Annotated in this window: 17 protein-coding genes; 12 read left to right on the top strand and 5 right to left on the bottom strand. The window is 66.7% G+C overall.

Annotation, left to right across the window (positions count from 1 at the left end; all coding sequences use genetic code 11):
- Positions 1-7 precede the first annotated feature (7 nt).
- The 4 genes from LCI23_RS05460 (at position 8) to LCI23_RS05445 (ending at position 7881) form a co-directional block, all read left to right on the top strand.
- On the top strand, positions 8-817 hold the full coding sequence (locus LCI23_RS05460) for an EI24 domain-containing protein (RefSeq protein ID WP_224945131.1): 810 nt from the start codon (positions 8-10) through the stop codon (positions 815-817).
- A gap of 341 nt (positions 818-1158) precedes the next feature.
- Entirely contained in the window at positions 1159-4419 is a 3261-nt protein-coding gene (locus LCI23_RS05455) for a transglycosylase domain-containing protein (protein WP_374041143.1), read from the top strand.
- Between the two features lie 50 nt (positions 4420-4469).
- The gene (locus LCI23_RS05450; RefSeq protein ID WP_224945316.1) at positions 4470-5834 is read left to right on the top strand and encodes a TAXI family TRAP transporter solute-binding subunit; all 1365 of its coding nucleotides are present in this window, start codon (positions 4470-4472) and stop codon (positions 5832-5834) included.
- Between the two features lie 61 nt (positions 5835-5895).
- Positions 5896-7881, top strand: a complete 1986-nt coding sequence (locus LCI23_RS05445; protein ID WP_224945128.1) for a CocE/NonD family hydrolase — start codon at positions 5896-5898, stop codon at positions 7879-7881.
- Here the strand turns inward: LCI23_RS05445 and LCI23_RS05440 are convergent.
- Both LCI23_RS05440 and LCI23_RS05435 read right to left on the bottom strand, forming a co-directional pair.
- On the bottom strand, positions 7865-8653 hold the full coding sequence (locus LCI23_RS05440) for a hypothetical protein (RefSeq protein WP_224945127.1): 789 nt from the start codon (positions 8651-8653) through the stop codon (positions 7865-7867). The genes LCI23_RS05445 and LCI23_RS05440 overlap by 17 nt on opposite strands.
- A 3-nt stretch (positions 8654-8656) precedes the next feature.
- Positions 8657-9115, bottom strand: a complete 459-nt coding sequence (locus LCI23_RS05435; RefSeq protein WP_224945126.1) for a rhodanese-like domain-containing protein — start codon at positions 9113-9115, stop codon at positions 8657-8659.
- Positions 9116-9406: 291 nt separating this feature from the next.
- Between LCI23_RS05435 and glnA the strand changes: the two genes are divergently transcribed.
- The 5 genes from glnA (at position 9407) to corA (ending at position 15177) form a co-directional block, all read left to right on the top strand.
- The gene (glnA, locus tag LCI23_RS05430; RefSeq protein WP_224945125.1) at positions 9407-10822 is read left to right on the top strand and encodes a type I glutamate--ammonia ligase; all 1416 of its coding nucleotides are present in this window, start codon (positions 9407-9409) and stop codon (positions 10820-10822) included.
- A gap of 163 nt (positions 10823-10985) precedes the next feature.
- A complete protein-coding gene (locus tag LCI23_RS05425; protein ID WP_224945124.1) occupies positions 10986-11516 on the top strand; it encodes a DUF4124 domain-containing protein in 531 nt (176 codons plus the stop codon).
- A gap of 24 nt (positions 11517-11540) precedes the next feature.
- Positions 11541-12623 carry a nitrogen regulation protein NR(II) gene (gene glnL / locus LCI23_RS05420; RefSeq protein ID WP_224945123.1) on the top strand — a complete coding sequence of 361 codons (1083 nt, stop codon included), beginning with the start codon at positions 11541-11543 and terminating at the stop codon, positions 12621-12623.
- Positions 12624-12687: 64 nt separating this feature from the next.
- Positions 12688-14163 carry a nitrogen regulation protein NR(I) gene (gene ntrC / locus LCI23_RS05415; protein WP_224945120.1) on the top strand — a complete coding sequence of 492 codons (1476 nt, stop codon included), beginning with the start codon at positions 12688-12690 and terminating at the stop codon, positions 14161-14163.
- Positions 14164-14208: 45 nt separating this feature from the next.
- A complete protein-coding gene (gene corA, locus LCI23_RS05410) occupies positions 14209-15177 on the top strand; it encodes a magnesium/cobalt transporter CorA (protein WP_224945118.1) in 969 nt (322 codons plus the stop codon).
- On the opposite strand, the gene LCI23_RS05405 is transcribed toward corA, so the two are convergent.
- Both LCI23_RS05405 and LCI23_RS05400 read right to left on the bottom strand, forming a co-directional pair.
- Positions 15155-15958, bottom strand: a complete 804-nt coding sequence (locus LCI23_RS05405; RefSeq protein ID WP_224945314.1) for a DMT family transporter — start codon at positions 15956-15958, stop codon at positions 15155-15157. The two genes, corA and LCI23_RS05405, sit on opposite strands and share 23 nt — an antisense overlap.
- A gap of 53 nt (positions 15959-16011) precedes the next feature.
- Positions 16012-17628: an NAD(P)/FAD-dependent oxidoreductase gene (locus tag LCI23_RS05400; RefSeq protein ID WP_224945116.1), complete on the bottom strand. Its 1617-nt coding sequence runs from the start codon at positions 17626-17628 to the stop codon at positions 16012-16014.
- Between the two features lie 739 nt (positions 17629-18367).
- Here LCI23_RS05400 and LCI23_RS05395 point away from each other — a divergent pair.
- The gene (locus LCI23_RS05395) at positions 18368-21247 is read left to right on the top strand and encodes a TonB-dependent receptor (protein ID WP_224945113.1); all 2880 of its coding nucleotides are present in this window, start codon (positions 18368-18370) and stop codon (positions 21245-21247) included.
- Positions 21248-21347: 100 nt separating this feature from the next.
- Here the strand turns inward: LCI23_RS05395 and LCI23_RS05390 are convergent, their stop codons facing one another.
- Positions 21348-22073: a 16S rRNA (uracil(1498)-N(3))-methyltransferase gene (locus LCI23_RS05390; protein WP_224945111.1), complete on the bottom strand. Its 726-nt coding sequence runs from the start codon at positions 22071-22073 to the stop codon at positions 21348-21350.
- 121 nt (positions 22074-22194) lie between these two features.
- On the opposite strand from LCI23_RS05390, the gene tkt reads away from it, so the two are divergent.
- Positions 22195-24192, top strand: coding sequence for a transketolase (tkt, locus tag LCI23_RS05385; RefSeq protein WP_224945109.1), 1998 nt, complete (start codon positions 22195-22197; stop codon positions 24190-24192).
- A gap of 81 nt (positions 24193-24273) precedes the next feature.
- Positions 24274-25284: a type I glyceraldehyde-3-phosphate dehydrogenase gene (gene gap / locus LCI23_RS05380; protein WP_224945107.1), complete on the top strand. Its 1011-nt coding sequence runs from the start codon at positions 24274-24276 to the stop codon at positions 25282-25284.
- The last annotated feature ends 89 nt before the right edge of the window (positions 25285-25373 follow it).

The raw sequence follows: 25373 nt of genomic DNA, 5'->3' as shown, positions 1-25373 counted from the left end.
TGCGTCCATGAAGGGCGTCGGCAGCGCCTACCGGCGCGCGCTGCGCGCCCAGTTCTCGCGCCGCATGCTGCTGCTGTCCGGCGCCCCGCTGGCGCTGTCGCTGCTGCTGTGGGGCGCGCTCCTGTGGACCGGACTGCAGCCCCTGCTCGACTGGCTGCAGGGCGTGTTCGCCGACTACGGCCTGTTCCAGGCCAGCGGCAGCCTGCTGTCCAGCTTCGGCCTGGGCGCGCTCAAGGTGATGGTGGTGCCGCTGCTGGCCGTCGCGCTGCTGCTGCCGCTGATGATCGGCTCGGCGCTGCTGTTCATGGGCGTGATCGCGATGCCGGTCATCGAGCGCCATGTCGGCGCCAGCCAGTATCCCAAGCTCGAGAAGAAGGAGGGCGGCTCCTTCGTCGGCAGCGTGGCGATCAATGTGGGCAGCACCGCGGTGTTCGCGCTGCTGTGGCTGCTCACGCTGCCGCTGTACGCGCTGCCGCCGCTGGCCTGGCTGGTGCAGGCCTGCCTGTGGGCCTGGGTGACCTCGCGCGTGATGAGCTACGACGCGCTGGCCGCGCATGCCAGTGCCGAGGAAAGGCGCAGCCTGGTACGGCGCCACCGCGGCGCGCTGCTGGCGATCGGTTTCGTGTCCGGACTGGCCGGCGCGCTGCCCGGCATCGCCTGGATGGGCGGGGCGCTGCTGTCGATCGTCCTGTTCCCTTTCCTGGCCATGCTATCGCTCTGGCTGTACATCATGATCTTCCTGTTCGCCGGCCTGTGGTTCCAGTATTTTTGCCTTGGTGCGCTGGAAGAACTGCGCACCGGCGCCGTGAGCGCCTGAGCCGCCGGCGGACCTTTGTAGGACTAGACGCCGTCGGTTTCACTCTGCCGTTGTTTTTTTGCGAAAATGCTTCGCAGGGTTCAAAATTGTGAAACCGTGCCTCGCGTGTGTCGTATTGATGTGGTGGAATGATACCTGTGGAGGTGCAATCCTGAGTGAGTTTGCACCGCGCATTTTTGCGAACTGACGAGGACAATCACTCGAACGAACCAGCAGCAAGGATGGCGGGCAGGTTGGCGGGGATTGAACACGTATTGATTCAAACCGGTTGAGCCATCATGGATAGTATTCGCCGCATGAAGCGGCCCAGTCTTGTATTTCGTGCGCTTGGCATGTTTGGGATGTCGCGTGCCCGTCCCGCCCGGGCCATGGCCGGCGGCGCACCCGTGCTCGCATCCGCGGGCGGCAACGATGTTCCGCTGTACGAAGCCTTTCCGCACCTGGCGGTGGGCGGCGCGGCGTCCGGCGGCGCCGGGGCGCCGCTACCGCCCGATCTTCCTCCGGCATCGCCACCCGATGCGTCCGGCCGCTCCGATCCGCCCGAGGGCGCGCCGGCCCCGCGCAAGCGGCGCTGGCGCACCTGGTTCGTCGTCCTGCTGCTGCTCCTGCTGGTGCTGCTGGGCGGCTGGGGCGCGTTCGAGATGCGCACGTCGCACCTGCAGGCGCGCCTGTTCGCCGACCTGGCCAGCGAGCTGAACTACCGCATGGAAAAGGGGCCGAGCCCGTCCATCCGCTTCCCCGCCGCCAGTCCCTACGACACCCGGCTGGGCTACGCCAACCTGCCGGCCTATCTCGAGAAACTGCAGGCGCGCGGCTACCTGGTCGATGCCCAGGCGCGCATCTCGCCGCGCATGGTCGAAATGGCCGACCGCGGCCTGTACGCCACCTACCACGAAAAGACTAAGGTCGGCCTCGAGATCCTCGACTGCCGCGCCCAGCCGCTGTTCAACGCGCGCTTCCCGGAACGCACCTATCCGGCGTTCGAGGACGCGCCGCCGCTGCTGGTGCAAAGCCTGCTGTTCATCGAGAACCGCGAGCTGCTCGATCCCGCCTACCCGCAGCGCAATCCGGCGGTCGAATGGGACCGCTTCTCGAAGGCCGTGTTCGACAAGACCCTGAGCAGCATCGGCCTGGGCGGCGCCGGACGGGTGGCCGGGGGCTCCACGCTGGCGACCCAGATCGAGAAGTACCGCCATTCGCCGGAAGGACGCACCGGTTCGCTGCAGGACAAGATGATCCAGATGGCCTCGGCCGCGCTGCGCGCCTACCAGGACGGCGAAGACACGACGAAGGCGCGGCGCCGGATCGTGCTCGACTACCTGAACACCGTGCCGCTGTCGGCCAAGCCCGGCTATGGCGAAGTCAACGGCATCGGCGATGGCCTCTGGGTCTGGTACGGGCGCGACTTCGACCAGACCAGCCGCATGCTGCGCGGCCCGATGGACAGCGTCGAGGCGGTCACCGCCTACAAGGAGGCGCTGTCGCTGATGATCGCCCAGCGCCGCCCCGCCTACTACCTGGGCGCCGGCGAACACGACCTGGAAACCCTGACCAACAGCCACCTGCGCGTGCTGGCCCAGGCCGGCGTGATCTCGCCCCAGCTGCGCGACGCCGCGCTGCGGGTGGAGCTGCACCCGGCCCAGGGCTCGGGCGTGGCGGCGCCGGGCGCCGACGCCTTCGTCTCGCGCAAGGCCTCCAACGCGGTGCGCAACCATCTCGGCTACCTGGTCGGCGACTCGCGCCTGTACAACCTCGACCGCCTCGACCTGTCGGTGGTGTCCACCCTGGACGCCGGCGTGCAGGGGGCCGTCACCGACACGCTGCGCAAGCTGTCCGACGCCGAGCACGCAAAAGAGGCCGGCCTGACCGGCAAGGGCCTGCTCGGCAACGGCGACCCGGCCCAGGTGGTGTACAGCTTCACCTTGTATGAACGCGGCGAGCACGTGAACTACCTGCGGGTCCAGACCGACAACTACGACCAGCCGCTCGACATCAACGAAGGCGCCAAGCTCGACCTCGGTTCGACCGCCAAGCTGCGCACCCTGGTGACCTACCTCGACATCGTCGACCAGCTGCACAAGCGCTTCGCACCGCTGGACCAGATCGGCCTGATGGGCGTGGAAGTCGATCCGAAGGACCGCCTGTCGCAATGGGCGCTCGACTACTTCCGCGCGCTGCCGGCCGGCGCCGACCGTTCGCTGGCGCCGATGCTGGCCGCGGCCATGGAGCGCAAGTACTCGGCCAGCCCGGGCGAGGCCTTCTTCACCGGCGGCGGCCTGCACACCTTCGGCAACTTCAGCAAGCTGGACAACGGCAAGATCATGACCGTGACCCAGGCACTGCGCCAGTCGACCAACCTGGTGTTCGTGCGCATGATGCGCGACGTGGTGCGCTACTACATGTTCCAGCTGCCGGGTTCCTCGGCCAAGCTGCTGGCCGACGCCGACGATCCGCGCCGCGCCGCGTACCTGGCGCGCTTCGCCGACAACGAAGGCAAGGATTTCCTCGCCAAGTTCTGGAACAAGTACAAGGGCAAGACCCCGGCCCAGATCGAGGATCAGCTGTTCTCGGGCGTGCGTCCGCTGGCCTCCAAGCTGGCCGCCGCGTACCGTACCGTGATGCCGGACGCCACGCTGGCACAGTTCGCGGCCTTCCTCGACAAGACCCTGCCGCCGTCCAGCGACATGGACCCGGAACGGGTGCCGAAGATGTACGACATGTACGATCCGAGGAACATGTCGCTGGCCGACCGCGGCTACGTGGCCTCGGTGCACCCGCTCGAACTGTGGCTGGTGAGCTACCTGCGCACCCACCCGAATGCCGGCTGGACCGAAATCACCCAGGCCAGCGTCAAGGAACGCCAGGAAGTGTATTCCTGGCTGTTCAAGACGCACCGCAAGCATGCCCAGGACAAGCGCATCGCCGGCCTGATCGAGGTGGAAGCCTTCCTCAAGATCCACGCCCAGTGGAAGAAGATGGGCTACCCCTTCGATTCGCTGGTGCCGTCCTACGCGACCACGCTGGGCGCCTCGGCCGACCGTCCGGCCTCGCTTGCCGAGCTGATGGGCATCATCGTCAACGGCGGCGTGCGCAAACCGATCGAACGCATCGACTCGCTGCATTTCGCCAAAGGCACGCCCTACGAGACCCTGGTCAAGCGCAACAAGGGCGGCGGCAAGGAACAGGTGCTGGCGCCGGAAGTGGCGCGCGTGGTGGCCGACGCGATCCAGGGCGTGGTCAGCGACGGCACCGCCAAGCGCGTCAAGACCGCGTTCACGCAGCAGGACGGCAGCGTGATCGCCGTGGGCGGCAAGACCGGCACCGGCGACCAGCGCTTCGAAGTCTATGCGCGCGGCGGCCGCGTGATCGAGTCGCGCTACGTGAACCGTTCGGCCACCTTTGTCTTCAACATTGGCGAGCGCTACTTCGGCAGCATGACCGCCTACGTGCACGGCCCGCAGTCGGGCAACTACGACTTCACCAGCGCGCTGCCGGTACAGCTGCTGGCCAACCTGGCGCCGGGCCTGATGCCGATGATCGAGCCGCCGGCGGGCAGCGCCGCCGGGACGCCGCAGATCGCCCAGCGCCAGTGCGTCAGGTGAAGGAAGGAGAGGGGAGGCGCCGCGCTTCCCTGCAGCGCGCCGTGACGCGCATGCGCCAGTTCAGCTTCGTGTCCCTGCGCGACCTGCTGGTGGCGTCCGGGCCGACGCTGCTGGCGGTACTGGCCGTGGCGCTGCTGGCCTACTGGTGGGTCGATCCGGCCCCGCCGCGCCGCCTGGCGATGGCCACCGGCCAGTTCAACAGCGCCTACCAGGAATTCGGCCGCCAGTACGCCCAGGCGCTGGCGCGCGACCAGATCGTGCTCAATCTCCAGCCTTCGCTCGGCTCGGCCGAGAACCTGGAACGCCTGCGCAAGGGCGAGGTCGACGTCGCCTTCGTCCAGAGCGGCTCCAGCACCGAAGGCCAGCAAGCGGATACGGAGAACCGGGGCGCCGACACGCAAGGCCTGGTTTCGCTGGGCAGCCTGTTCACCGAACCGGTGTGGCTGTTCCTGCGCGAGGAAGCCGGCGTGCGCAAGCTGACCGACCTGCGCGGCAAGCGCATCAACCTGGGGCCGGAGGGCACCGGCGTGCCGCGCCTGTTCCGGCGCCTGCTGGACGCGAACGGCATCGCCGCCGATGAATTGCGGGTGGGGGCGCTGGAAAACACCCCGGCCACGGTGGAACTGCTGGCCGGCCGCATCGACGGCCTGGTGTTCAGTTCGGCGCCGGAGGCGCCCCTGATCCAGATGCTGCTGCAGACGCCCGGCATCCGCCTGTTCGACTTCGGGCAGGCCGACGCCTATACGCGGCGCCTGCCCTTCCTCACCCACGTGGTGCTGCCGCGCGGGATCGTCGACCTCGGGCGCGACATCCCGGCCCAGGACTACCACCTGATCGCCCCCACCGCGACCCTGGTGGCGCGCGAGGACCTGCATCCGGCCCTGGTGGGCCTTTTGGTGAAGGCGGCCGGCGACATCCACGGCAAGGCCGGCTGGTTCCAGCAGCAGGGCCAGTTCCCTTCGCCGAAGTACAGCGAGATCCCGGTGGCGCAGGAAGCCGCGCGCTACTACCGCGACGGTCCGCCCTTCCTGCAGCGCTACCTGCGCTTCTGGCTGGCCAACCTGTTCGAGCGCCTGTGGGTGGTGGCGGTGGCGCTGGCGGCGCTCCTGATTCCGCTGTCGCGGATCGTCCCGCCGATCTACGTGTGGCGGGTGCGCTCGCGCGTGTACCGCTGGTACGGCGAACTGCGCAAGGTGGAGCAGGCGCTGGAAGCGGCCGGCCCCGAGGGGCGCGAGACCGTGCGCGCCGAACTGCTGGCACGCCTGGACGAGATCGAGGAGCGCGTCAACCACATCGCGATTCCGCTCGCCTATGCGGAAGAACTGTACCGCCTGCGCAGCCACATCAACTTCGTGCGCGAGCGGGTGCGCGGCACCATCGACCGCAACGGCCTTGCCCTGTCCTTGACCGAATAGCAAGCCCGCTGCGGATTCGGATTACACTGGCGGTCTTTTATTTCGCTTGCCAAAGGAAGCCATGATCCGCCGTCCGATTTCGATATTCGCGCTGGGTGCGCTGCTGGCCTGCGGTACCGGGGCCCAGGTCGCCGCCGCTGCCACCACCGCCGCCGCCGCCGCCGCCGATGCCGACGCTCCCGCGCAAAAGCGCAGCCCGCGCGAGGCCTACACCAAGTACGAGTACCGTATCCCGATGCGCGACGGCGCGAAGCTGTTCACCACGGTCTACGTGCCGAAGGACGCTTCCAGGCCTTACCCCTTCCTGATGCAGCGCACGCCCTACAGCGCCGGCGTGTTCGCGCAGGGCGAGCAGCGCTACGGCGTGGACTGGTTCCCCGAGGCGCTCGGCCCCTCGCGCGAACTGGAGGACGCCGGCTACATCTTCGTGACCCAGGACGTGCGCGGCCGCTACATGTCCGAGGGCAGCTGGCAGGAGATGACGCCGCATGCGAAGGCCACCCGCGCCAGGGGAGAAGGGCAGGAGAGCGAGGACATGCACGACACCGTCGAGTGGCTGCTCAAGCACGTCCCCAACAACAACGGCCGGGTCGGGATCTGGGGCATCAGCTACCCGGGTTTCTATGCGGCGGCCAGCGTCATCGACTCGCACCCGGCGATCAAGGCCGCTTCGCCGCAGGCGCCGATCGCCGACCTGTACATGGGCGACGACTCCTACCACGGCGGCGCCTTCATGCTGGCGGCGAACTTCGGCTTCTATTCGTCCTTCCTGCCGCAGCAGAACCCAACCCCCGGCAACAAGGAGCGCTCGCGCTTCGAGTACGGCGAGGCCGACGCCTATGACTTCTTCCTGAAGCGCCTGACGATGCCGAACATCCTGGCCAGCCTGAGCGCGGAGCAGCGCACGCTGCTCGAGCCCACCATCGTGCACGACACCTACGACGAATTCTGGCGTTCGCGCGCGATCACGCCGCACATGAAGAACGTGAAGGCGGCGATGCTGACCGTGGGCGGCTGGTTCGACGCGGAAGATCCGGCCGGCCCGTTCGCGATCTACAAGGCGGTCGGCAAGCACAATCCATCCACCCCGAACGCGCTGGTGATCGGCCCCTGGGTGCACGGCGGCTGGGCGCGCAGCGATGGCGCGCGCCTGGGCCACGTGAGCTTCGATGCGAAGACGGGCGAATACTTCCGGCGCGAGATCCAGTTCCCCTTCTTCGAGCAGCACCTGAAGGGAGTGAAACCGGCGCGCCCGGTGCCCGCCGTGAGTGTCTTCGAGACCGGCACCAACGTGTGGCGCAGCTATGCGGCCTGGCCGCCGGCGCCGGCCCGCGCGCGCACCCTGTACTTCGGTCCGAACGGCACGCTGGGCTGGCAGCAGCCGGCCGCCGGCGGCGCCGGCTACGGCGCGGGCTTCGACGAGTACGTGGCCGATCCGAGGAAGCCCGTGCCCTACATCGGCTATCCCTCGCTGGGCGTGCCGCGCGAGTACATGGTATCGGACCAGCGCTTCGCCGCTACCCGTCCCGACGTGCTGGTGTACCAGAGCGAGGTACTGGAAGAAGACGTGACGGTGGTGGGTTCCGTGCTGCCCAGGCTGTTCGTCTCGACCACCGGCACCGATGCCGACTGGGTCGTGAAACTGATCGACGTGTATCCGAACGCCTACCCGACGCCGGCGGCCGAGCGCAAGGGCAACGACGTGGCCCCGCCCGCGCTGAACCTGGGCGGCTACCAGCAGCTGGTGCGTGGCAATCCGCTGCGCGGCAAGTTCAGGAACAGTTTCGAGAAGCCGGAAGCCTTCGTGCCGGGCAGGCAGGAAGCGCTGTCCTTCGACATCGGCGAGGTGAACCACACCTTCCGCCGCGGCCACCGCATCATGGTGCAGGTGCAGAGTTCCTGGTTCCCGCTGGTCGACCTGAACCCGCAGACCTTCACCCATATCCCGAGCGCGAAACCGGAAGACTTCAGGAAGGCGACCCAGCGCGTCTACCGCGCGCCGGGCGCGGCATCCGGCCTGCAGCTGATGGTCATGCCCGCCAACTGACGGGAGCCTTGCGGCGGCGCGCCTGCGGTCCGCTGACATAGCGGCCACGCGCGTACCACGGCCGCGCGCCCGGTTGCAGGGCGGCGCGCACCGCGCGCCGGATCGTCGTCGCATGGACCAGGTCGGTGGCAAGGCGGCGCAGGCGCGCCGCCTCCAGGTGCTGGCCGACGCCTTCCAGCACGGCCAGCATGTGGCGCACGTCGGTGGCGTAGTTGTGGATATGGGCCGCAATGCGCGGGGCGCGCGTGAAGCGCCGGCGGCGCCCGGCGAAGCCCGTGATCAGGGAGCGGCTGCTGCCGCGGATGAAGCCTTCGGCGTCCGGGACCAGGCTGTGCGCCAGCGCATGGTCGCCGGCCGCGACGATCGCGGGCAGCCCGATGGGAGCCAGCGCCATCGCCAGTTCAGGGGCACTGCGCGCCAGGTCGGCGAACAGCGCGTGGGTGCGCCATTGCTCGCCCAGCACGCGGTGGATGGCAAGCACGTCGTGGAACAGGCCGCGCTCGTTCTTGCAGGCCAGCAGGCGCGCCGTGTCGCGCTCGCGCTGCGCGTCCAGCGCCGCGCGGGCCGGCGGGTAGACCGCGGCCAGGTCGGCCCAGCCGCCGAGCGCGTACGACAGGCGCACGCCATGGAGTGCCGGCGACTCGTCCAGCGCGTGCGCATGGAACCACTGGTATTCGGCCAGCGCCTCGGCATGGCGGCCTTCGTGCGCCAGCCGGCGCGCCTCGCTCAGGCGCCCCTCGGCAGGGGTCAGGACGATCCGGGACGGGCGCATGTCTCAGGCCCCGATCCAGGGCAGGCCGGCCTTGCACCAGCCGCCGACGGTCTTGCGGTGTCCTTCGGTGTCGCGGTCGCCCTCGAAACCTTCCAGGATGTCGTAGGACTCGGCAAACCCGAGCTCGGTGGCCGCGCGCGCGCCGTGGCGCGAGCGCACGCCCGAGCGGCACAGGAACAGCAGGACTTCGTCCCTGTCCGCCACCTGTTCCAGCTGGGCGCCGAAATCGGGATTCGGCGCGCCGCCAGGATAGGTGACCCATTGCACCGCCACGTGCTGGGACTCGGGCACGGCGACCCGTCCTACCCAGTCGCGCTCGGCATTGGTACGCACGTCCACCAGCTTGACGCGCGGATCGCCGCACAGCAGCGCGTAGGCTTCTTCAGGGGTGACGGCGCCCGCATAGGGCTGGCCGGTGGCGCGCCGGCGGGCGGCGGCAAGGATGGATTCGCTCGTACTCATGTTCTCTCGTCCGGTAAGCGGTGACAGCCAACGGGTGCTCTTGCACCAGGCTGGTTCGGTGTATGCTGCGCTGCGATGGTGCATAATAGGCTGCTGCGCACCAAACTGGTGCGTCGGTAGCCAGGTGCACAGGCATGGTGAAACAGATTGTAGGACCAAACCCGGTGCTGTCCAACGACGCAATCGGCATGTGCGCATGACAGCTGGCTGGCACAGTTCATGCTTAGACTAAGGTAATGGTCGTGCACCGGCTTCGCCAGCACGGCACCCTTTACATCAGGAGAGATACGAATGGCAAAGACGGCTGCAGACGTAATGCAATTGATCAAAGACAACGAAGTCAAGTTCGTTGATTTACGCTTCGCGGACACCCGCGGCAAAGAGCAGCACGTGACCGTTCCTGTCTCGCACTTTGATGAAGACAAGTTCGAATCGGGCCATGCCTTCGACGGTTCCTCGATCGCCGGCTGGAAAGGCATCGAAGCCTCCGACATGCTGCTGCTGCCGGATCCGAGCACCGCCAACCTCGACCCATTCATGGAAGAGACCACGCTGTTCATGCAGTGCGACGTGATCGAACCGTCGGACGGCAAGGGCTACGACCGCGACCCGCGCTCGATCGCCAAGCGCGCCGAAGCCTACCTGAAGTCGACCGGCATCGGCGACACCGCCTTCTTCGGCCCGGAACCGGAATTCTTCATCTTCGATTCGATCCGCTGGAAGATCGACATGTCGGGCTGCTTCGTCAAGATCGACTCGGATGAAGCGTCCTGGTCGACCGACAGGAAAATCGAAGGCGGCAACAGCGGCCACCGTCCGACCGTCAAGGGCGGCTACTTCCCGGTCCCGCCGGTCGACAGCTTCCAGGACATGCGCTCGGAAATGTGCCTGATCCTCGAATCGATGGGCATCCCGGTCGAAGTGCACCACCACGAAGTGGCAGGCGCCGGCCAGAACGAGATCGGCACCCGTTTCTCGACCCTGGTCGAGCGCGCCGACTGGACCCAGAACATGAAGTACGTGATCTGGAACGTCGCCCACAGCTACGGCAAGACCGCGACCTTCATGCCCAAGCCCATGAACGGCGACAACGGCTCGGGCATGCACGTGCACCAGTCGATCTGGAAGGACGGCAAGAACCTGTTCGCCGGCGACGGCTATGCGGGCCTGTCGGAAACCGCGCTGTACTACATCGGCGGCATCATCAAGCACGCCAAGGCGCTGAACGCGATCACCAACCCCGGCACCAACTCGTACAAGCGCCTGGTGCCGGGCTACGAAGCCCCGGTCAAGCTGGCCTACTCGGCCAAGAACCGCTCGGCCTCGATCCGCATTCCGCATGTGGCAAACCCGAAGGGCCGCCGCATCGAGGTACGCTTTCCGGACCCGCTGGCCAACGTCTACCTGTGCTTCGCCGCACTGATGATGGCGGGCCTGGACGGCATCCAGAACAAGATCCACCCGGGCGAAGCCGCGACCAAGGACCTGTACCACCTGCCGCCGGAAGAAGACAAGCTGATTCCGACCGTGTGCGCCTCGCTGGAAGAAGCGCTGGAAGCCCTGAACAAGGACCGCGAGTTCCTGACCCGCGGCGGCGTGTTCAGCGACGCCATGATCGATGCCTACATCGACCTCAAGATGCAGGAAGTGCAACGTCTGCGCATGACCCCGCACCCGGCCGAATTCGACATGTACTACTCGTCGTAATCTGGCCAGAGCGGCAATCTCGGCGTTGCGCCCACGCGTCAACCGGCGCCGCATGCTGATCAAACGCGGGGAAAGCGAGGGCTTTCCCCGCGTTTTTTCATGCTTGCTGTATAGTCGGGCCACACTACAATGGGTGCACGTTTATTGTGCAGAGTGATTTCTGATGGGAAAGACAATTAGCCAGTTCCGCCATCCCGGCTTCCTCTTGCTGGCCGGCTTCGCCAGCGTGGCCATCTGCGGCAGCGCCCAGGCCCAGGCTGCCGTCTACAAGTGCGTGGACGAGCAGGGCCGCGTCGAGTTCACCGACACGGCACGGCGCGGCTGCAAGGCGCTCGACCTGCCCGGCTATGCGCCGCCGCCGGCGCCGCGCGCCTCCGCCCCGATCCCGGCGGTGCGCCCGCCGGGCAACAGTCCGGCGCCCACCGTCACCCCGGCCAGCTTCCCGCGCGTCGACAGCGCCCAGCAGCGTGCGCGCGACGACGACCGCCGTGCCATCCTCAACGACGAGCTGCGCATCGAGCAGAAGAAACTGGCGGACCTGCGCCGCGACTTCAACGGCGGCGAACCCGAGCGCCAAGGCAACGAGCGCAACTACGCCAAGTACCAGGAACGCGTGGCCTCGATGCGCGACGAGATCGGCCGCACCGAGCGCAATATCGAAGCGCTGCAGCGCGAGATCGGCAACATTCGGTGAGTGACCGCGGATGAATAACAAGGGATGAGCGCCCAGGAACCAGCCCTGCGTTTCGCCGGCCTCGACCTGCTGGCTTCCAGCGTGCTGCTGCTGGGGGCGGGTGGCGAGGTGCGCTACGCCAACCCCGCTGCCGAAAACCTGCTCGAACTGTCCCTCAAATCGCTGCAGCGCGCGCCACTGCCCGAGCTGTTCGTCAACGGCCAGGAACTGGCTGCGCTGTGCGCCCAGGCCCTGGCCCACCAGTACGCCGACCTGCGCCAGGACCTGGTCCTGCAGCGCAGCGGACGCGAGCCGCTGCACGTGAACAGCATCGTCAGCGCGCTCAAGGAAGGCGAGGGCGGCGAACTGCTGATCGAGCTGCGCGAGAACGTCCAGCAGCTGAAACTCGACCGCGAGGAACGCATCCTCGACCAGAGCCAGGCCAACAAGGAGCTGATCCGCAACCTGGCGCACGAGATCAAGAACCCGCTGGGCGGCATCCGCGGGGCGGCCCAGCTGCTGGAACGCGAACTGCCGCCCCAGCACCCGGCCGACCTCACCGAATATACCCAGGTCATCATCAAGGAAGCCGACCGCCTGCAGACCCTGGTCGACCGGCTGCTGGCGCCGCACCGCCGCCCGCACATCGTGGGCGACGTCAACATCCACGAAGTGTGCGAGCGCGTGCGCAGCCTGATCCTGGCCGAGTTCCCGGCCGGCCTGTCGATCCGGCGTGACTACGACGCCTCGATCCCCGAGTTCAGGGGCGACATGGAGCAGCTGATCCAGGTGGTGCTGAACATCGCCCACAACGCGGCCCAGGCGCTGCAGGCACGCATCGCGGCGGGCGACGCCGAGATCGTGCTGCGCACCCGGGTGGCGCGCCAGGTCACCCTGGCCAAGGTCCGCTATGGGCTGGCATTAGATTTGCATATCATCGACAATGGACCGGGCATCGCCCCCGAGATCCGCGACCGCATCTTCTATCCGCTCGTGTCCGGGCGTGACGGCGGCAGCGGCCTCGGGCTGACGCTGGCGCAGACCTTCGTGCAGCAGCACCTGGGTGTGATCGAGTGCGAAAGCCGGCCTGGACTCACGGACTTCCGCATCCTGCTGCCGCTGCCCTAGGCTGCCGCGGCGGCGGGTGCGCCGCGGGTTCCCCGACAATGCGGCAACAAGGAAGCACGAACACATGAAACCAATCTGGATTGTCGACGACGACGCATCGATCCGCTGGGTGCTGGAAAAGGCGCTGGCGCGCGAAAGCCTGGAAACGCGCAGCTTCGCCAACGCGCACGACGCGCTGGCCGCCTTCGAGAGCGACACCCCGCAGGTACTGGTTTCGGACATCCGCATGCCGGGCGACTCCGGCATCGAGCTGCTGGGCGCGGTCAAGGCCCGCCACCCCGGGCTGCCGGTCATCATCATCACCGCCTTTTCCGACCTCGATTCGGCGGTTGCCTCGTTCCAGGGCGGCGCCTTCGACTACCTGGCGAAACCCTTCGACATCGACAAGGCGGTCGGCCTGATCCGGCGCGCGCTGGACGAGAGCCTGCGCGAAGCGAGCGTGGAGGCGGCGCCCCTCGAATCGCCTGAGATCCTGGGGCACGCGCCGGCCATGCAGGAAGTGTTCCGCGCCATCGGGCGCCTGTCGCAGTCCAACGTGACGGTCCTGATCACGGGCGAGAGCGGCACCGGCAAGGAACTGGTGGCGCGCGCCCTGCACAAGCACAGCCCGCGCGCCCAGCAGCCCTTCATCGCGCTGAACACGGCGGCGATCCCGAAGGACCTGCTGGAGTCCGAACTGTTCGGCCACGAGCGCGGCGCCTTCACCGGCGCCCAGGCCATGCGGCGCGGCCGCTTCGAGCAGGCCGAGAACGGCACCCTGTTCCTCGACGAGATCGGCGACATGCCGTTCGATTTGCAGACCCGTCTCCTGCGGGTGCTGTCGGACGGCCACTTCTACCGCGTCGGCGGCCACCAGCCGGTCAAGGCCAACGTGCGCGTGATCGCGGCCACCCACCAGAACCTGGAACAGCGCGTGCGCGACGGCCTGTTCCGCGAAGACCTGTACCACCGCCTGAACGTGATCCGCCTGCGCCTGCCCTCGCTGCGCGAGCGCGGCGAGGACATCCCGATCCTGGCGCGCCACTTCCTGGTGCAGAGCGCACGCCAGCTGGGCGTGGAGCCCAAGCGCCTGAGCGAAGGCGCGATGCGCTTCCTGTCCGGCCTGGCGTTGCCGGGCAATGTGCGCCAGCTGGAAAACCTGTGCAACTGGATCACCGTGATGGCACCCGGGCAGACGGTGGAGGTGAAGGACCTGCCGCGCGACCTGATCCAGGGCGCGCCGGAGTCCGCCGTGGTGCAGGAAGCACCGGCAGCCGCAGCCAGCCTGCCCGCCGCATCCGCGCCCGCGTCGCCGGTCGCGCCTGCCGCGCCGGATGGCTGGGCGGCGCTGCTCGAGCAGCAGGCTGCCGGCATGCTCAGCGCCGGCGCGGTGGACGTGATGGACACGCTCGGCCGCCAGTTCGAGTCGGTCCTGATCAAGACCGCGCTGCGCCACACGCATGGGCGCCGCAACGATGCCGCGGTCCGGCTCGGGATCGGCCGCAACACCATCACCCGCAAGATCGCGGAACTGGGCATCGAAGGTGTTCGCGAAGACTAGGCGCGATGGTGTAAGCTGGCGCATCATGTCCTTTTGCCATCGTCAATGCTGATTAACTGTGTCGCCTACCAGGAAGGCAAGAAGCTGTCCGACGTTCCCGTCGCCGACATCAGTGAATACCTGAAACAGCCCGCTACCTTTGTCTGGGTCGCCCTGCGCGACCCGGACCCGGCCGAAATCGCCACTATGCAGGAAGAGTTCGCGCTGCACGAGCTGGCGGTGGAAGACGCCGCGCGCGGCCACCAGCGCCCCAAGATGGAGGAGTATGGCGACAGCGTCTTCGTGATCGTCCACATCGTGGAGCTGGCCGGCGACGAACTGCGTGCCGGCGAGCTGGCCATCTTCGCCGGGCCGAACTACGTGCTGTCGGTGCGGCGCGATGCCAACCAGGGCTTCCTGGGCGTGCGTGCGCGTGCCGAACGCGAGCCGCACCAGTTGAAGAAGGGTTCAGGCTTCGTGCTGTACGCGCTGGTCGATGCGGTGGTGGACCGCTACTTCCCGGTGGTCGACATGCTCGAATCCGAGCTCGAATCGATCGAGGACCACATCTTTGGCCAGCAGGGCGGGCAGCGCGCCAACATCGAGCGCCTGTACGAACTGAAACGCAAGTCGCAGGTGCTGCGCCACGCGGTGGTGCCGCTGATGGACGCGATCGGACGCCTGCATGGCGGCCGCGTGCCGGCCGTGGTGGTCGAGACCCAGGATTACTTCCGCGACGTGCACGACCACCTGCTGCGCATCCTCGGGCGCCTGGACACGGTGCGCGACACCATCAACACCGCGATCCAGGTGACGCTGTCGATGGTGGCGATCGAAGAGAACGACATCAGCAAGCGGCTCGCGTCGTATGCCGCGATCTTCGCCGTGTTCACCGCCTTTGCCGGGATCTGGGGCATGAACTTCGAGTTCATGCCGGAGCTGAAGTGGAAGTATGGCTACCCGCTGGCGCTGGCGACCATGGGCGGAGTGTGCTTCTACATGTACCGGCGCTTCAAGCGGGCCGGCTGGCTGTAGCCGCCGCCCCGCCACAGGCCACGATCACGAGCAGGATCGCCAGCCACTGCATGCCGGTGAGCCGCTCGCCCAGCACCACCCAGCCGGCCAGCGCGGCGAAGGCCGGCCCGGCGCTGACCAGGATCCCGAACACCCGCCGCGGCAGCCGCCGCAGCGCCGCCATCTCCAGCGTATAGGGCAGGGCGCTCGACAGCAGCGCCACCGCCAGGCCGCCCGCCAGCACCGAAGGCAGCAGCAGCGCTGGGCCCGCGTGCGCCGCGCCCAGCGGCACCGTGAACAGGGCCGCCGCCAGCATGCCCCAGGCCACGGCCTGGCCGCCGTCGAGCGTCGAGACGCGCTTGCCGAACACGATGTACATGGCCCAGCAGAAGGCCGCGCCGAGCGCGTACGCCACGCCAACCGGGTCCAGCGGCGGCACGCCGGCATGCACCGGCGCCAGCAGCCACAGGCCGCCCGCCGCCAGCAGCACCCAGCCGACGTCGCGCGCGCGGCGCGAGGACAGCACCACCACCGCGAGAGGACCGACCACCTCGATCGCTACCGCGATCCCGATCGGGATGCGGGCGAAGGCGGCGTAGATCAGGAGGTTCATGCAGCCCAGCATCAGGCCATACACCAGCAGGTTGCGCATGTCGGCGCGCGCCGGCGGCGTGCGCCAGGGGCGTACCACGGCCAGCATGACCAGGGCCGCCAGGCCGACCCGCAGCGCGGTCACCCCCTGGCTGCCCACCAGCGGGAACAGTCCCTTGGCCCACGCGGCGCCGGCGTTCACCGACACCATCGACGCCAGGATCGCCAGGCCCGGGCCGAGCGCCGTGGGCGTGGCGGCCGGCTTCACGCGGCCATCGCCATTGCCACGGCTTCCGCCACGCGGATGCCGTCCACGGCTGCCGACATGATGCCGCCGGCGTAGCCCGCGCCTTCGCCGGCCGGGAACAGGCCACGGGTGTTCAGGCTTTGCAGGTCGGCGTCGTTGCGCTTGATGCGGATCGGCGAGGAAGTACGGGTCTCGACTCCGGTCAGCACGGCGTCGTGCTTGTAGTAGCCCTTGATCTGCTTGTCGAAAGCGACGAAGGCTTCGCGCAGCGCGACAATCGCGTACTCCGGCAGCGAAGGCGCCAGGTCGGTCAGGTGCACCGCCGGCCGGAACGAGGGGACCACCGAGCCGAATTCGGTGGAAGGCACGCCCTTGACGAAGTCGCCCATCAGCTGGCCCGGGGCGTCGTAGTTGCTGCCGCCGAGGACATAGGCGCGCGACTCCAGCTCGCGCTGGAAGGCGATGCCGGCCAGCGGGTGGCCCGGGTAGTCCTCGGGCGTGATGCCGACCACGATGGCGCTGTTGGCGTTGCGCTCGTTGCGCGAGTACTGGCTCATGCCGTTGGTGACCACGCGGCCTTCTTCCGAAGATGCCGCCACCACGGTGCCGCCCGGGCACATGCAGAAGCTGTAGACGGAGCGGCCGTTGGAAGCGTGGTGCACGATCTTGTAGTCGGCGGCGCCGAGCAGCTTGTTGCCGGCGTTCGGGCCGAAGCGGCAGACGTCGATCAGCGACTGCGGGTGCTCGACCCGGAAGCCGATCGAGAACGGCTTGGCTTCGATGTACACGCCGCGCCCGTACAGCAGCTCGAAGGTGTCGCGCGCGCTGTGGCCGATCGCCATCACCAGGTGGCGGGTGGCGATCTCCTCGCCGTTCGAGAGACGCACGCCCTGGACCTGGCGCACGCCGTTCTCTTCGCCCACGTAGATGTCGTCCACGCGCGTCTCGAACCGGATCTCGCCGCCGAGCCGGGTGATCTCGGCGCGGATCTGCTCGACCATCTTCACCAGGCGGAAGGTACCGATGTGCGGCTTGCTGACGTACAGGATCTCTTCCGGTGCGCCGGCCTTGACGAACTCGGTGAGCACCTTGCGCCCGTAATGCTTCGGGTCCTTGATCTGGCTGTACAGCTTGCCGTCCGAGAAGGTGCCGGCACCGCCCTCGCCGAACTGCACGTTCGACTCGGTATTGAGCTTGCGCTTGCGCCAGAAGCCGAAGGTGTCGACGGTGCGCTCGCGCACGATCTTGCCGCGCTCGAGCACCAGCGGATTCAGGCCCATCTGCGCCAGGATCAGCGCCACGAACATGCCGCAGGGACCCATGCCCACCACCACCGGGCGCGGTGTGCCGGGTGCCGGGCGCGCTGCCGGGACGAACTTGTAGCCGGTGTCCGGCGAGGGGCCGACGTGCTGGTCGCGGGCCAGGCGCGCCAGCACGGCCGCTTCGTCGCGCAGCTCGGCATCGATCGCATAGATCAGCACGATGGCCGACTTCTTGCGCGCATCGTAGCTGCGCTTGAACACCGTGAAGCCGAGCAGCTCGGCGCTGGCGATCCCGAGGCGGGCCAGGATGGCCTCGCGCAGGGCGGCTTCGGGATGGTCGAGGGGAAGTTTGAGTTCGCTAATTCGGAGCATGGTGTGTGGTTGCTAGTGAGGCAACAATATAAGGCTGAGACAAACCGCTATTTTACCGGACTCGCCCGTCCTGATGCCGCCGCCAGGCGCCGCACGGTCGCCGCCGCGCCGATGCTATCTCTTTTGTGAGAAAAGCAGCGATATGCATGGCAAATCGCCGTTGTGTGGGTGCAACATTAAGCTGATGCGATCGCCTGTTTCGCAAGCGGGGGGCAAGGGGAATTTTGCCTTGTCAGAATGCGCTACAAGGCATGCAGACAGGAAGTTGCTGCTTAGGATAATTACCCTGATCTTGCCGGCTTTGCGCTGTCTTCCGCATTGAATTGAGCAAACTCACATGCATACCTCGCGCCCATTGATGCAGCGCACCATCTGACCGGGAAAACGAGCAGTACCCCAGTAAGGTGTTGTTTTTCGCTGAAGCGCGCTGGTGTGTTCAATTGACACTTTTCGTTTCAATATGGTTTTATGTATTCATTCAAATAACGTTTTCTTTTATTTAGCGGTTATTTGAGGGTAAGCGTCCTAGTAGTTCAGGTACGGAAGAATGCCGCCATTAAAAAGCGGCGATATACAGATGTCGTGTTGTATGAAATAAACCTTCAAGCCCCCGGCCGGCAACTGTCGCGGCAGGGCGTGCGCATTTTGCGCCCGGTTTGCAGGAGACGACCGCAGGGCGGGACGACCGCGCTGCGGTGGCAAAAACCACTTTAAGAAAAGCCCAGAAGGAGAAGTATTCATGACGTTCAAATTGAAGTCGCTGCCGTTCGCAGTTGCTTGCGCGCTCGCCAGCGGCGCCCTGGCCGGTAGTGCGCCGGCCTTTGCACAGACGACCGAAGCCGCAGGCGGCTCGACCCCGCAGCGCGTGGTCGTGACCGGCTCGCTGATCAGCCGCGCCAACACGGAAACCCCGACCCCGGTGCAGGTGCTGACCTCGGCCGACATCCAGAAGAGCGGCAAGACCTCGGTGGCTGAACTGCTGACCGACCTGGCCTCCAACGGTGCAGGTACCCTCGGCACCGGCTTCGCCGGCGCATTCGCGAACGGCGCATCGGGCATCTCGCTGCGCGGCCTGACCGTGGGCGCGACCCTGGTCCTGATCGACGGCCACCGCATGGCCGGCTACCCGCTGTCGGACGACGCCCAGCGCCAGTTCGTCGACGTGTCCTCGATCCCCTTCGACGCCATCGAATCGATCGAAGTCCTGAAGTCCGGCGCATCGTCGCTGTACGGCTCGGACGCGATCGCCGGCGTGATCAACATCAAGCTGAAGAAGAACCTGACCGGCACCCGCCTGGCCGCCGAATACGGCGACACCCAGCACGGTGGCGGCAAGACCAAGCGCGCCTCGATCAGCTCGGGCATCGGCGACCTCGACGCCGACGGCTACAACGCCTTCTTCACCATTGAAACCCGCAAGCAGGGCGCGATCAAGGTTGCCGAGCGCGACAACTTCGAATACGCGAACCGCGACTGGCGTTCGCGCGGCGGCAACAACATCACCCTGGGTGTGCCGACCAACCTGAACAACTACCTGACCCCGACCAACAGCCCGTTCCTGTACAACCCGTCGGGCGCGGGCGGCGTGGACAATCCGGCCAACTTCGTGTTCCTGGATCCGTCGAAGTGCAACTACACCGCCTACCGCGCCGGCCAGTGCGCCGTGCGCGATACTTTCGGCTTTATCCAGCCGGAAACCGAGAACGTCAACCTGCTGGTTGGCATGACCAAGAAGCTGAACGACAACTGGGAACTGGCGCTGAAGGCGTCCATGTTCCAGCGTGAAAGCACCAACAACCGCGGCGCCACCCCGCAGGCCTACAGCCCGACTTCGTTCAACGGTGTCACCACCCTGAACAACGGCGTGCTGGTCACCCGCGTCAACAACATCCCGAGCACCCTGTTCGCTCCGGGCGCACGCGTCGGCGCCGGCGTCACCAACCCGTTCCCGAACAATGCTCGCCTGTATGGCTACATTCCGGACATCGATCCCAACCTGACCACCAACAACAAGTCGACCACCACCCGCATCTCGGCCGACCTGACCGGTAGCGCCATGGGCTGGGACGTGCAGGCCGCAGCCGGCATGACCAAAGTCAAGGTTGACGCGAACTACAGCGGCTACATCAACCGCCGCAACCTGTACAACGCGATCAACAACGGTTCCTGGAACGTCCTGGGTGGCAACTCGCCGACCCTGGTCGACGCTGTCTCGCCACGCTTCAGCAACACCCTGGAATCGACCCTGAACTACATCGACCTGGTCGGTTCGCGTGAAATCCTGCCGTCGTTCGGCGCGGGTCCGCTGGCCTTCGCAGCCGGCTACCACTGGCACAAGCGCGAGCAGAACGCACCGGCATCCTCGCTGACCGCGATTGGCGCCGTGGCCAACACCTCGGCCTTCACCATCGGCGACGAGACCAACCAGGCAATCTTCGCCGAGTTGCGCGCGACCCCGGTCAAGAACGTCGAAGTCAGCCTCTCGAGCCGCTACGACCACTACGACACCTACGGCAACTCGTTCACCCCGGCGGCCAACTTCAAGTGGACCCCGGTGCAGAACTTCGGTATCCGCGGTACCTTCGCACGTGGCTTCCGCGCGCCGAACCCGGCTGAAGTGGGCAACGCAGGTTCGTTCTTCACCTTCAACGCGATCAACGACCCGATCCTGTGCGCCAACGGCAGCCGTACCACCGCCGGCAACGTGCCATCGGCTTGCGGCTTCGCTCCGCCGTACGTCCAGACCACCAACCCGGACCTGCAGCCTGAGAAGTCGAAGTCCTATACCCTGGGCCTGATCTATGAACCGATGCGCGGCCTGAACATGACCCTGGACTACTACAAGATCAGGATCAACAACCTGGTCGTGACCCAGGCAGGTAACGACCCGAACTTCGTCCCGACCTGGGTCCGTGGTCCGGCAGCGCCGATCGACATCGCGACCGGCAACGGCACCACCACCACCGTCGGCGTGCCGTCGGTCGGCCCGATCCTGTACGGCCTGTCGCCGTACATCAACGCGGGCGGCACCGAAACCCACGGCATCGAAGCGGACGTGCGCTACCGCTGGCGCCTGGCCAACGATGGCGGCACCGTCTCGGCAGCCCTGTCGGCGGCGCATACCTTCGGTTACGAGAACATCATCGGCGGCGAGCGCATCCAGCTGGCCGGCACCCAGGGCCCGTCGTCGGTCGGCGGCGCAACCGGTAACCCGAAAGACCGTGCACAGTTCACCCTCGGCTACAACCGTGGCCCGCTGGACGTGACCGCCACCGTGAACTACACGAGCGGCTTCTCGACCATCGACCCGGCACTGGGCGAGACCGACTGCGCCACCACCGGCGAACACGTCGGCGGCCGTGCCTACTTCTCGGGCCTGGTCCAGCCGGCGAACTACTGCACCGTTCCTTCGTTCACCACGACGAACCTGAACCTGCAGTACAAGCTGACCCCGAACCTGACCCTGCGTGCAGCGGTCCTGAACCTGTTCGACAGGCAGGCGCCGATCGACGTCGCTACCTACGGTAACGCCGGCGCGTCGACTTCGTACAACGCCTCGCTGCACCAGCCGGGCGCTGTGGGCCGCTTCTACAGCCTGGGCCTGACCTACGCGTTCTAATGTTTGACAGGGCGGCGGCAGCGATGCCGTCGTCCCGACGAACACAACCCCGCAGCAGGGCGACCTGCTGCGGGGTTTCTTTTTTACCGTTTGGTAAGAATTACATGCCGTCCCAGAGGCCGCCGAGCATGGCCAGCGCCGCCAGCGCCGCCGTCTCGGTACGCAGCACGCGCGGACCAACCGTCAGTGCCAGCGCCCCGGCGGCGATCGCCGCATCTTCTTCTTCACGGCTGAAACCGCCTTCCGGGCCCACCATCAGGCTCAGGTCCTGCGGACCGTTTTCCCTGGCCCACGCCGCCAGCGAGCGCTCGCCGCGCGGACTGAGCAGGATGCGCGCGGTGGGGCAGGGCGCCGCCAGCCAGCGGCCGACTTCCTGCAGCGGATGCAGCCGGGCCAGCCGGTTGCGGCCGCACTGCTCGGAGGCGGCCTCGATCACGCCCTGCCAGTGGGCCTGGCGTTTTTCCGCGCGCTCGCCCGACAGCCGCACCACGCTGCGCTGCGCCGCCAGCGGCTGGACCGCGGCCACGCCCAGTTCCACCGCTTTTTCGATGATCCAGTCCATCTTGCTCCCTTCGGGCAAGCCCTGGGCCAGCGTGACGGCATAGGGCAGTTCGGCCTCGACGTCTTCCAGTGCCTCGACCTGCGCGCTGGCGCGCCGCTTGGCGACTTCAAGCAGGGTGGCGCGGGCCTGGCCGCCTTCGCCATTGAACAGGACCAGGGCCTCCCCCGGCTGCAGACGCAGCACGTGCAAGTGATGGGCAACGGCTTCCGGCAGCGCGACGGCGGCGCCCACGACGAGCGGCTGTGGACAGTAGAAACGGGGCATGCGGTGCTTTCTGGCGAGTAAACAGGACTGCATTTTAATAGGGCAGCACGCTGGTCTGCTAAAATACAGGGTTACGGCCAGCTGCACGCCACCGTTTTCCAATCCAGACCTTCGTATCTCCATGAAATCTACGCAAACCACCACCCTGATGGCCAACGCGATCCGCGCGCTGGCGATGGACGCTGTCCAGAAAGCCAACTCCGGCCACCCGGGCATGCCGATGGGCATGGCCGAGATCGGCGTCGCGCTGTGGGACAAGCACTACCGCCACAACCCGGCCAATCCGGGCTGGTTCAACCGTGACCGTTTCCTGCTCTCGAACGGCCACGGCTCGATGCTGCACTACGCGATGCTGCACCTGGCCGGCTACGACCTGTCGATGGACGACCTGCGCGACTTCCGCCAGCTGCACTCGAAGACCGCCGGCCACCCGGAAGTGGGCATCACTCCGGGCGTGGAAACCACCACCGGCCCGTTGGGCCAGGGCATTGCGAATTCGGTCGGCATGGCGCTGGCCGAATGGCTGCTGGGCTATGAATTCAACCGTCCGGGCTACGACGTGGTGGATCACTACACCTACGCCTTCCTGGGCGACGGCTGCCTGATGGAAGGCATCTCGCACGAAGTGGCCTCGCTGGCCGGCACCCTGCGCCTGAACAAGCTGATCTGGCTGTACGACGACAACGGCATCTCGATCGACGGCCGCGTGGAAGGCTGGTTCACCGACGACACCCGAAAGCGCTTCGAAGCCTACGGCTGGAACGTGATCGGCCAGATCGACGGCCACAGCGTCGCCGACGTGTCCGCTGCAATCGAGCAGGCGAAACAGTCGGACCGTCCGACCCTGATCTGCTGCAAGACCATCATCGGCAAGGGCGCCCCGAACCTGGAAGGCGGCGATAAAGTCCACGGCGCCCCGCTGGGCGACAAGGAAATCGCGGCCGTGCGCCAGCACCTGCTGTGGGATCCGATCCCGTTCGACATCCCGGGCGAGATCTACGCAGCCTGGGACGCGAAGGCACGCGGCGCGCAGTATGAGAACGAGTGGAACGCCAAGTTCGCCGAGTACCGCGGCGCCCACCCTGAGCTGGCTGCCGAATTCGAGCGCCGCATGAAGGGCGAGCTGCCGGGCAATTTCGACGAAGTGCTGAACGCCGCCATCGCTTCCTGCGTCGACAAGAAAGAAACCATCGCCACCCGCAAAGCCTCGCAGAACGCGATCCAGGCCCTGGCCGCGACCCTGCCGGAATTCCTCGGCGGCTCGGCCGACCTGACCGGCTCGAACCTGACCAACTGGAAGGAATCGGTGGCGGTGCGCTCGGGCATCCCGGGCAACCACATCAATTACGGCGTGCGCGAATTCGGCATGGCCGCGATCCAGAACGGCGTCGCCCTGCACGGCGGCTTCATCCCCTTCGGCGCGACCTTCCTGACCTTCTCGGACTACAGCCGCAACGCCCTGCGGATGGCGGCGCTGATGAAGATCCGCTCGCTGTTCGTGTTCACCCACGACTCGATCGGCCTGGGCGAAGACGGCCCGACCCACCAGTCGATCGAGCACGTCTCGTCGCTGCGCCTGATCCCGAACCTGGACAACTGGCGTCCATGCGACACCGTCGAGTCGATGGTGGCCTGGGGCGCGGCAGTGCAGCGCAAGGACGGCCCATCGACCCTGATCTTTTCGCGCCAGAACCTGCCGTTCATGGAGCGCGAGGCCGCGACGGTCGCCGACATCGCCAAGGGCGGCTACGTGCTGCGCGACGCGCTTGAGCCGAAAGTCATCCTGATCGCCACCGGTTCGGAAGTCGAACTGGCCATGAAGGCCGCCGATGCGCTGGCAGGCGAGGGCATCGCCGCACGCGTGGTCTCGATGCCGTCCACCGACGTGTTCGAGCGCCAGGCGGCGAGCTACAAGGCAAGCGTCCTCCCGCGCGGGATTCCGCGCGTCGCCATCGAGGCTGGCGTGACCGACTTCTGGTACAAGTACGTGGGCCTGGACGGCGCGGTAGTCGGCATCGACACCTTCGGCGAATCGGCGCCGGCGCCGGTGCTGTTCAAGCACTTCGGCTTCACCGTCGAGAACGTCGTGGCCAAGGCCAAGGGCGTGATCGGGGCGTAAGGGTTCTCGCGGGCTGCCCTGGGGCGGCCCGTTTTGCATTCGCGGCATGAAAAAAGTTTTTTTCTAATCAGGAGCTAAGCAATGACGATCAAAGTTGCAATCAACGGGTATGGCCGCATCGGCCGCAACATCCTGCGCGCCTTCTACGAAGGCGGCAAGAAACAAGACATCCAGATCGTGGCGATCAACGATCTCGGCAACGCTGAATCGAACGCCCACCTGACCCGCTACGACACCGCGCACGGCAAGTTCCCGGGCACTGTGACGGTCGAGGGCGACAACATGATCGTCAACGGCGACAAGATCCGCGTGTTCGCGCAGCGTAACCCGGCCGAGATCCCGTGGGGCGAGTTGCAGGTGGACGTGGTCCTCGAGTGCACCGGCTTCTTTACCACCAAAGAGAAGGCATCAAGCCACCTGAAGGGCGGCGCCAAGAAAGTCATCATTTCGGCACCGGGCGGCAAGGACGTCGACGCCACCATCGTCTACGGCGTCAACCAGGATGTATTGAAGAGCACCGACACCGTGATCTCGAACGCTTCCTGCACCACCAACTGCCTGGCCCCGCTGGTCAAGCCGCTGCACGACGCCATCGGCCTGGAAACCGGCCTGATGACCACCGTGCACGCCTACACCAACGACCAGGTGCTGACCGACGTGATGCACGAAGACCTGCGCCGCGCCCGTTCGGCCACCCAGTCGATGATCCCGACCAAGACCGGCGCCGCCGCCGCGGTCGGCCTGGTGCTGCCGGAACTGAACGGCAAGCTGGACGGCTTCGCGATCCGCGTGCCGACCATCAACGTATCGATCGTCGACCTGTCCTTCATCGCCAAGCGCGACACCACGGTCGAGGAAGTCAACCAGATCATGAAGTCGGCTTCGGAAGGCGCCCTCAAAGGCATCCTGACCTACAACACCGACCCGCTGGTCTCGGTGGACTTCAACCACAACCCGGCTTCGTCGAACTTCGATGCCACTCTCACCAAGGTCTCGGGCCGCCTGGTGAAGGTCAGTTCGTGGTACGACAATGAGTGGGGTTTCTCGAACCGCATGCTGGACACCACCGTTGCCCTGATGAACGCCAAGTAAGCCCGGTGTAGCGCCCGCAAGGGCGCGATACGACCTGAGGAACGACCGTTTTCCGATGACGCCTGCCAGGCGGCAGGCGCATCGGCCGC

Source organism: Massilia sp. MS-15, from assembly GCF_020176695.1.
Lineage (GTDB): Bacteria > Pseudomonadota > Gammaproteobacteria > Burkholderiales > Burkholderiaceae_D > Telluria > Telluria hydrophila.
Note: the sequence above shows the minus strand (reverse complement) of the source record. Positions and strands in the feature narration are given on the sequence as shown.